This is a genomic window from Mucilaginibacter sp. (assembly GCF_036383575.1).
GTDB lineage: Bacteria > Bacteroidota > Bacteroidia > Sphingobacteriales > Sphingobacteriaceae > Mucilaginibacter.
Genome location: NZ_DASVOB010000327.1, coordinates 1 through 6972, shown reverse-complemented (window position 1 = coordinate 6972; position 6972 = coordinate 1). Strand labels below are relative to the sequence as shown.

General features: G+C 40.5%; 9 protein-coding genes, 3 tRNA genes and 1 pseudogene. 7 read left to right on the top strand and 6 right to left on the bottom strand.

What is annotated here, in order from left to right; translation table 11 throughout:
• Nucleotides 1–276 (bottom strand): annotated as a pseudogene (locus VF500_RS11310) (TROVE domain-containing protein); the annotation flags it as partial.
• A gap of 419 nt (nucleotides 277–695) precedes the next feature.
• On the opposite strand from VF500_RS11310, the gene VF500_RS11305 reads away from it, so the two are divergent.
• The 5 genes from VF500_RS11305 to VF500_RS11285 all read left to right on the top strand — a co-directional run bounded on the left by VF500_RS11305 (nucleotide 696) and on the right by VF500_RS11285 (nucleotide 2489).
• Nucleotides 696–769, top strand: a tRNA-Pro gene (locus VF500_RS11305).
• Nucleotides 770–782: 13 nt separating this feature from the next.
• Nucleotides 783–855: transfer RNA gene (locus VF500_RS11300), tRNA-Ile, on the top strand.
• Nucleotides 856–861: 6 nt separating this feature from the next.
• A tRNA-Cys gene (locus VF500_RS11295) sits at nucleotides 862–935 on the top strand.
• A gap of 847 nt (nucleotides 936–1782) precedes the next feature.
• Nucleotides 1783–1965: a hypothetical protein gene (locus VF500_RS11290; protein ID WP_330859770.1), complete on the top strand. Its 183-nt coding sequence runs from the start codon at nucleotides 1783–1785 to the stop codon at nucleotides 1963–1965.
• 182 nt (nucleotides 1966–2147) lie between these two features.
• Nucleotides 2148–2489, top strand: coding sequence for a hypothetical protein (locus VF500_RS11285; RefSeq protein ID WP_330859769.1), 342 nt, complete (start codon nucleotides 2148–2150; stop codon nucleotides 2487–2489).
• Nucleotides 2490–2493: 4 nt separating this feature from the next.
• On the opposite strand, the gene VF500_RS11280 is transcribed toward VF500_RS11285, so the two are convergent.
• From VF500_RS11280 to VF500_RS11270, 3 genes are all read right to left on the bottom strand, one after another.
• Nucleotides 2494–2724, bottom strand: a complete 231-nt coding sequence (locus VF500_RS11280; RefSeq protein ID WP_330859768.1) for a DUF4287 domain-containing protein — start codon at nucleotides 2722–2724, stop codon at nucleotides 2494–2496.
• 38 nt (nucleotides 2725–2762) lie between these two features.
• Nucleotides 2763–3725 carry a cytochrome c3 family protein gene (locus VF500_RS11275; protein ID WP_330859767.1) on the bottom strand — a complete coding sequence of 321 codons (963 nt, stop codon included), beginning with the start codon at nucleotides 3723–3725 and terminating at the stop codon, nucleotides 2763–2765.
• A 485-nt stretch (nucleotides 3726–4210) separates the two neighbouring features.
• The gene (locus VF500_RS11270) at nucleotides 4211–5002 is read right to left on the bottom strand and encodes an NIPSNAP family protein (protein WP_330859766.1); all 792 of its coding nucleotides are present in this window, start codon (nucleotides 5000–5002) and stop codon (nucleotides 4211–4213) included.
• A 172-nt stretch (nucleotides 5003–5174) separates the two neighbouring features.
• Here VF500_RS11270 and VF500_RS11265 point away from each other — a divergent pair, with 172 nt between their 5' ends.
• The gene (locus VF500_RS11265; protein ID WP_330859765.1) at nucleotides 5175–5861 is read left to right on the top strand and encodes a DUF2461 domain-containing protein; all 687 of its coding nucleotides are present in this window, start codon (nucleotides 5175–5177) and stop codon (nucleotides 5859–5861) included.
• Between the two features lie 13 nt (nucleotides 5862–5874).
• On the opposite strand, the gene VF500_RS11260 is transcribed toward VF500_RS11265, so the two are convergent.
• Nucleotides 5875–6195 (bottom strand): hypothetical protein, encoded by a 321-nt coding sequence (locus tag VF500_RS11260; RefSeq protein ID WP_330859764.1) that lies wholly within the window; start codon nucleotides 6193–6195, stop codon nucleotides 5875–5877.
• A gap of 120 nt (nucleotides 6196–6315) precedes the next feature.
• Entirely contained in the window at nucleotides 6316–6471 is a 156-nt protein-coding gene (locus tag VF500_RS11255) for a lmo0937 family membrane protein (protein WP_121227761.1), read from the bottom strand.
• A gap of 157 nt (nucleotides 6472–6628) precedes the next feature.
• Between VF500_RS11255 and VF500_RS11250 the strand changes: the two genes are divergently transcribed.
• Nucleotides 6629–6964 (top strand): hypothetical protein, encoded by a 336-nt coding sequence (locus tag VF500_RS11250; RefSeq protein WP_330859763.1) that lies wholly within the window; start codon nucleotides 6629–6631, stop codon nucleotides 6962–6964.
• Nucleotides 6965–6972: the final 8 nt, after the last annotated feature.

Sequence of the window (6972 nt, the reverse complement as noted above, 5' to 3'; positions counted from 1 at the left end):
CTTAGCCAATTCGGTAACCAAAACCAGCGGTACCGAACGCAAATACATTTTAGTACGTGTATAAACTGCCAGTTTGCCTACAAATACCGGGTTGCATTTAGCTATTAAGTTGCGCAGGCGCTCCATACGTGCCTGGTCTTTTTCATAAAAGGTGTCGTTTAAGCTCCAGGTAACTACCGTGGTATACAATTCCATTTCGGCAGTCATGGTAAAGGCTTTTGCGCCTGCATGATTTGTCGTTTTGGTTTTTACTTTGCTTAACAGGTTGAATTTCATTTTGAACCTCCTTTATTTCGTTTTGTTGATACAAAGGTTGAAGGCTACTGCGCAGTGTATTTGCGCAGTGGAAAATATTTTTATTTTTTTTTCTGAACCTTGATTTGCAGGATTAAAAGAAGGGCCTGATGCTTTAGCGACTTGTGAAAATTCAGAAGTTTAAATGTTGCTTTAGCGTTCTACTCAAGTCATCCTTTAATTCTACGAATCAAGGTTCAAATAATTGAGAAAAATATTTTTAATAATTATTTTTTAATTTAAATATTGTTTGTATCATTGCAGCATGAAAACAACAATATGTATACAGTGCCCATCACCCATACTGATTTATCAGAGGAGATAGCTATGTATATATAGTAAGTATATAACAACATTGAAAAATCCTCTTAGATAAAAACTAAGGGGATTTTTTGCTTTACAGGGTAGTATATCAATTGGTCAGATTACCACATTTGGGATGTGGAGGCTCCCGGTTCGAGTCCGGGTTACCCTACTGATTTACAGCTGGAAATATAGCTCAATGGTTAGAGCAGCACCCTTATACGGTGTCGGTTAAAGGTTCAAGTCCTTTTATTTCCACAACATGGCCGGTTGCCCGAGTGGTTCAAGGGAGTCCTCTGCAAAAGGAATGTCCGCAAGTTCGAATCTTGTACCGGCCTCTTTCGTTTTTTATGGCGCAGTACTATTGCGCCTTGTTTTAATTACCTGGATCTTCGGTTTAGATCCGGGTTTTGATAGCATTTTTTATATTTATTTAATAAGTATAAATAATGCTATTTTATTGTATTTTCTTGTTTTTTTTTATGTTATTGCTAAATAATCGTACAATAAATAAGGCTTTCTGCGCGCTTTAACTTTTGCTTGCTCTGCTTTGTATGGTGTTTTATATAATATACTATGATTCAATATATTGTAGTTTTTATTTGGATTTATTCTAAATAAGGTATTTCTTTGTAGTCGATTACTCATCCATTACCGCTATGAATTTGTTGCTTGAAATAATATTACCCCAGCTTTTCATAAAAGTAAGACGTCTGCGTTATTTCAGGTTATTCATTCCCGATTCTCCGGTTTGATTATGACTGTGATGATATTTGTTTGGGGTAGTGAGAGGAAAATCAGGTAAGTTATCACCTGAAAAATAAAAAGCCCCGGTGCCTGGTCGCCAAACTTCACACCGGGTAAATGTTAACCGATCCTTTAATCTAATTAATCATTCTAAACAAAACTATGAATTCTTCCCGATTATGCAGTCAAACTTTTATCGCTAAGCAAGTTGCGAGAGGCTGCATAGCTATACAGTTAAATGAGGGGCATACTCAATGTCTTTGTGTATTGCTATACGAATAAAGCCTGAACACGTCACATGCCGGTAGGAAGTAAATTCCTGGCCGGCATTTTTTACTAATTATAACTTAATACTAATTTTTGATTGCACCTGCTATGCATGATCTTATCAACGAAATAAAGTTACGCCCTATATCTCAGGTTATTTTAAAATACCTGATGGATCACCGCGAACCGGTAGATGCCGAAACCATTTGGCTGGATGTAAAGGCCAACGGAGCCCCGTTTAGTATTGGGTCTATTTATGGACACTTGAAGCGGATGGAGGATGCGGGTATTATTACCAAAATGCCAAAAGTTGATAGGAAAGCCTTGTACCAATATATATCGTCAGATGGTTAAGAAAGATAATTGTATAAGTTATTAACGGCCAGTCTATTTTAGGCTTATCGTATCTCAGAAAGCGCTTTCGCCTAAACAAAGAATAACCCTGTATAAAATGCGAGTTAATATCGATCTATCTCATCGCAATAAGATTATATTATGTCATCTACAATTGAGTGCCGATTTGTACTTTTATCCTGATGACCGCCGAAGAAGTAAGTTACATTATCTGGTATTTTAGTGATTTGATTGATAGCCGGGAAGCGATTGCTTTAAGCCATTACAATTTTTCGGATGAATATAAAACCGGGCCAGATAGCAAAGCAAGGAGGTGGTTGATAAAAAAGGGAAAGATTACGGAGGATCCGGAGATATTGAGATTGCTTGATAACGGTTATGTGCAACTACGTTTATCAGCTGCTGAAAATGTATTGAAAAATCATCCTGGCAAGGTGTTTTTTAATCGCTGTAAAATATGTGGAAAACTTGCCCGAACTCCTCGTGCTAAGCAATGCCGGTTCTGCGGGCATGATTGGCATTAAGTTTTTACTCGCTGTCTTCGTTCTTGATCCCCTTGAGTAGGGCATAAATGGCCATTGCATGCCCGTGTCCCAACTCAAAATCATTTTTGAGCCAATTGGTAATATCGCCTGCCTTGGTTTCAGCCTTCAGTTCACCATCTTTTGTAAAGCCTTTACCTTCGGCTAATTGCCTGAAATCGGCAGGACCTTTACCGGTTTTTTCTTTTATTGTTTTCAAATATCCCTGGAATGACATGGTTGATGTGTTTTAGGTAAATCAAATGTATTCAAAAATTACACCCCCTTTTTGCCCTTCACAAAATCAAGGATCTTTTTAGTTTCTTCGGGATAAATGCCAATGTAATGGCTTCTTACCATATAAGGTACTTTCATCTTGCTCTGTGCCGATTCGAGCCTGATCACATTTGATGCCTTGTTCGGCATGTGGCAGTCGATACAGTACGTTTTGATAGCACTCCCCATTTGTGGGGCCAGTTTACAAAAGTTATGATTAGCTTCGCTATGGCAGCTTAAACATTTTTGCGTGTACGCCACCATGCTTGGCGCCTGGCTTACATGTGGGTTATGGCAATTATCGCAATCCATTTTGCTCATAGTATAGCATTTGCTGGCTATTAACAGGTCGTATTGATTGCCATGAACATCGGGCATGTTACTGCCGGGCATAACACGGGGCTGGGTACGGTCTTTTAGCAAGGTGTCGCCCATTTCAAACTCAAACGATGAGCGCTGCGGGATATTCTTATTCCCTGAATGACAAACCGCGCAGGCATCCATTTTTTGTGTGCGCGACAAGGATGAGTAGGTAGCAATATATTTCGCCTTTTTATCATCCGGGTTATCGGTGTGGTAGTTAACGTGATTGGCAGCAGGGCCATGGCAACGCTCGCAGTCGATACCATAAATAAGCGATGTTTTTTCAAAACCAAATTCTCCAGCCTGCGGTGCGACCTCTTTCACGTATGAGCTATGACACTCCAGGCACCTGCGCAAAATAGGGCGACCGAAATTCATATGATCGGGTAAATAGCCGGGACTATTAGCCCAGTTATGGATGGCTGCAAAATAGGATACCGGTAATTCATACAGCATTTTACCTTTCCAGTACATATAGGTTTGGGCTTTTCCGTTGCCTATAGAAATATCAAAGGGTTTTGCTTCAGTTTCTTTTTCGTTGATATAACCTACCTGGTACAGGCTGTCGTTGCGTTTTTCCATCACTATCTTTTGCCCCATGCCAAACTCGAAAGTGTTTGAATCTTTGGCAAAGCTTCCCCTGATGTTATGAAGATTTGCTAATTGCGATGTTTGAAATGTGCCGTATGGAGGAACGAAGTATAAACATCACTATGGCATTTTTTGCAACTTTCGGATCCGGCATAGATTTCGCCACGTGGATCGGCGGAAGTTGGGGTATAGCACTGGGTTAAAATGAAACTTAAAGGTACAAGAGCGATAAGAACTAAAAAAAAGTATCTTTTTTTGAGCATTGTTTACGGTTATATGGCTGGTTATAAATTGGTTTTGATTTTGGGGCAGCCCCGAAAAATCCAATTACAATTTAAGGCAATATTTATATAAAACAAATGCTAAAACAGGCAGTAGAGGTGATGTAGGGGGTGTTGATTTCGGAATTGGAAGTTTCGATTTCGGATTTGTGGGATGGCTCAGAGTAAGACTTACGAAGTTTTTAAAACTTCGTAAGTCTGAAAAGCGGATTTTTATATTTGCGAATATGCCGTTGGCACCAACATGGTTGATGTTATTTTACTTACCAGCAGGGCATCGGCATATTCGGGTATGGCGCTGATCTTTTTCCATTGCGGGTCACTGCCAAAAGCTTTCCAGTGTGCGCTTTTGGCTTCAAGATCATCGAAAGTGATCATATAGGTAAGGTTGGGCCTTTGAGAGCCGATCACGGTTTCGCCCCAAAAAACAGGCTTAAAGCCGAGGCGCTTAAATACATCTATTTCGCCTTCGTCGTTGAACATCTCGATCTTCTTTTTGCCGGCAGCCTCGGTGGCGCTTTGATACTGTCTCAGTTCAAAGATCCGTGCTTTATTTTCGGGGGCTTCCAGGTGCGGCATATGCACAAATGCTTTTAACAATGAACTTTCAATCCGCTCATAGGCCGGGGATGCAGCCGGGGCATTAAGATAAGCTGCTCCCTTTGCCTGTAATTGGGCATCATTATCGAAACTATCTGTTACTGTACTGAAATGGGTGAGGCTGTTAAATTGCACCAGCACGAAAAGCCTGGTTTGGCCTTCGGGTTTCAGTTCAGTAAATACGCCTACATGTTTTACACCTAAATGGTTAAGCGCGGGTATGGCAACATCCTTTAGGTAGTCCTCTACCAGTTTTTGTTGCTCCGGACTTTTAAGATCGTATGCCCTTAGCTCATAGTATTCGGCAAATTTGGGGGCGGTTTCAGTAGCTTTGCTCATAGTAGGTAAAACAGTTGCGGTAACACCGGTTAACAATGTTGATTTAACAAAGGAGCGCCTTTTCATAGTAGGTTTGATTGTTTGGCTAAGATAGCTTTTTCTGTAAAGATTCAACCGCTCGGTTGGGGCTTTCGGATATAAGGTACATCATCTGAATGTAATACAGCCGGGCTTGATTTTGGATGAGATGCAAATTTCTCTAATTTGGCATCGTGCTTTCTGTACATCATTTTTAACTATGAACCAGCTATCATTACCTACCTCCAGCTTTGAATTTCTAAAGCAACTGAAACAAAATAATAACCGTGAATGGTTTGCACAAAATAAAGAGGCATATCAGCAACAGCTTGAACTGGTAGAGGCTTTTACTGCCGGGCTATTAAATCTGGTTAATACTCATGATGTTATTGAAACATCCACTGCAAAAAAGGCCTTGCACCGTATTTACCGCGATATCCGTTTTTCGAAGGATAAAACACCTTTTAAAACTAACTGGAGCGGTAATTTTAAACGAGCAGGCAAGCATCGCCGTGGTGGTTATTATTTTCATTTAGAGCCGGGTAATACCTTTATTGCCGGTGGTTTTTGGGCACCTGATACGCCCGACCTGAAGCGCATTCGCGACGACATCGCCTTTGACTCATCGCCCTTAAAGCAAATCATAAACAGTAAAGACTTTACAACCACGTTTGGCGCTTTGGAAGGCGAACAGTTGAAAACCGCCCCCAAAGGTTACCCTGCCGACCATGAAGCTATTGATCTGCTGCGTTATAAACAGTTTTTGGTGAGGCGACGTTTTACCGATAAGGAAGCTTTAGGACCTGATTTTCTGAACAAGGCTTCTGATACGTTTAAAAGTATGCGCCCATTTTTTGATTATATGAGCGATGTGCTTACCGCAAATATAAACGGAGAGGAAGATTAGTTTAAGTTTGCATTTACTGATTGCCGGTTGAGCCGTCATTAGCCTCTGTGATCTTACTGAGGTTGTAGTGCATTTGCCCGTTATGTTCCTCGCCTTTAATTAGGCCTTTATCAAAAAGGTTGGCCAGAATGGTTTTGACCAATGCGATGACTTGCTCGTTCACAATGCCGGGTTGCAGAGTTTCCAGTTCCTTCAACACCTTATCTGCCGTGCCTTCGCCAATTTGCGCAAGGGCATAGATGGCTTTGTTTTGCTGGGTATCCTGCTGATCAAAATGTGAGGGGATGTGCAGTGGCTTATATTCTTCCCTGAATTCTTCGTCGCTTAATTTCATGGCAATACAACTTGTTATGTCGATAACAAATATTGCCACAGTTTGTGTGATATTATCTCTAAACAATAAACGCGGACTTGCGGCCCGCGTTCTGTTTGTTTATAAGATCGGTATTAATTTTTAAACTGTTGAAGGGTTCCTGATAACACCTAATAAAAATGCTATTACGGCAATTACCAATAAGGTATGGATTAAACCGGTTGCCGAATAGGCAAATACGCTGACCGCCCATCCTATAATCAGGATAACTGCGATGATATACAATAATGATCTCATAGTTTGATGTTTTAGTTTGTTATGTATATCACTTTAAAAATCATGCCATAAATCAACCTTTATTGAAAAATATTATTTAAACGGATAGTAAATTAATTTTATAGAAATATCATTTGTGGCATTGCTCTTGCTTTAAACAATAAATACACCTGCCACTATGAAACCGTTCTTTATAACCACAGCTAATCACTTATCACTCATTGTTTTGCCTGATAGTGACGCCCATGCCGATGGCCATCCGGTACTAACTTATACTTATAGTATTTACCGGCGGGACGCTTCTGTTTTGACCCGGCTTAACCAGCCCGACAAGCTTTTACAGCTTAGCAAAAAAGACAACCCTGATTACCTGGGCTACATCACTTTTGAGCAGCCCGGTAAAGTATTTAGTTATTTTGCTGATGGCGAAGATGAACTATCGCCAGATGAAGTAACGGACGTGATTGAGGAGATCAATCATTTCAGGGATACGCCGCAATTGTGGACGCTGTAAATGCCATT

Excerpts from the sequence above, each read along its gene's own strand:
- VF500_RS11280 (WP_330859768.1), bottom strand. The coding sequence starts at position 2,724 with ATGTCATTCCAGGGATATTTGAAAACAATAAAAGAAAAAACCGGTAAA.
- VF500_RS11285 (WP_330859769.1), top strand. The coding sequence starts at position 2,148 with ATGACCGCCGAAGAAGTAAGTTACATTATCTGGTATTTTAGTGATTTG.
- VF500_RS11290 (WP_330859770.1), top strand. The coding sequence starts at position 1,783 with ATGGATCACCGCGAACCGGTAGATGCCGAAACCATTTGGCTGGATGTA.
- VF500_RS11255 (WP_121227761.1), bottom strand. The coding sequence starts at position 6,471 with ATGAGATCATTATTGTATATCATCGCAGTTATCCTGATTATAGGATGG.
- VF500_RS11270 (WP_330859766.1), bottom strand. The coding sequence starts at position 5,002 with ATGAAAAGGCGCTCCTTTGTTAAATCAACATTGTTAACCGGTGTTACC.
- VF500_RS11260 (WP_330859764.1), bottom strand. The coding sequence starts at position 6,195 with ATGAAATTAAGCGACGAAGAATTCAGGGAAGAATATAAGCCACTGCAC.
- VF500_RS11250 (WP_330859763.1), top strand. The coding sequence starts at position 6,629 with ATGAAACCGTTCTTTATAACCACAGCTAATCACTTATCACTCATTGTT.
- VF500_RS11265 (WP_330859765.1), top strand. The coding sequence starts at position 5,175 with ATGAACCAGCTATCATTACCTACCTCCAGCTTTGAATTTCTAAAGCAA.
- VF500_RS11275 (WP_330859767.1), bottom strand. The coding sequence starts at position 3,725 with ATGGGGCAAAAGATAGTGATGGAAAAACGCAACGACAGCCTGTACCAG.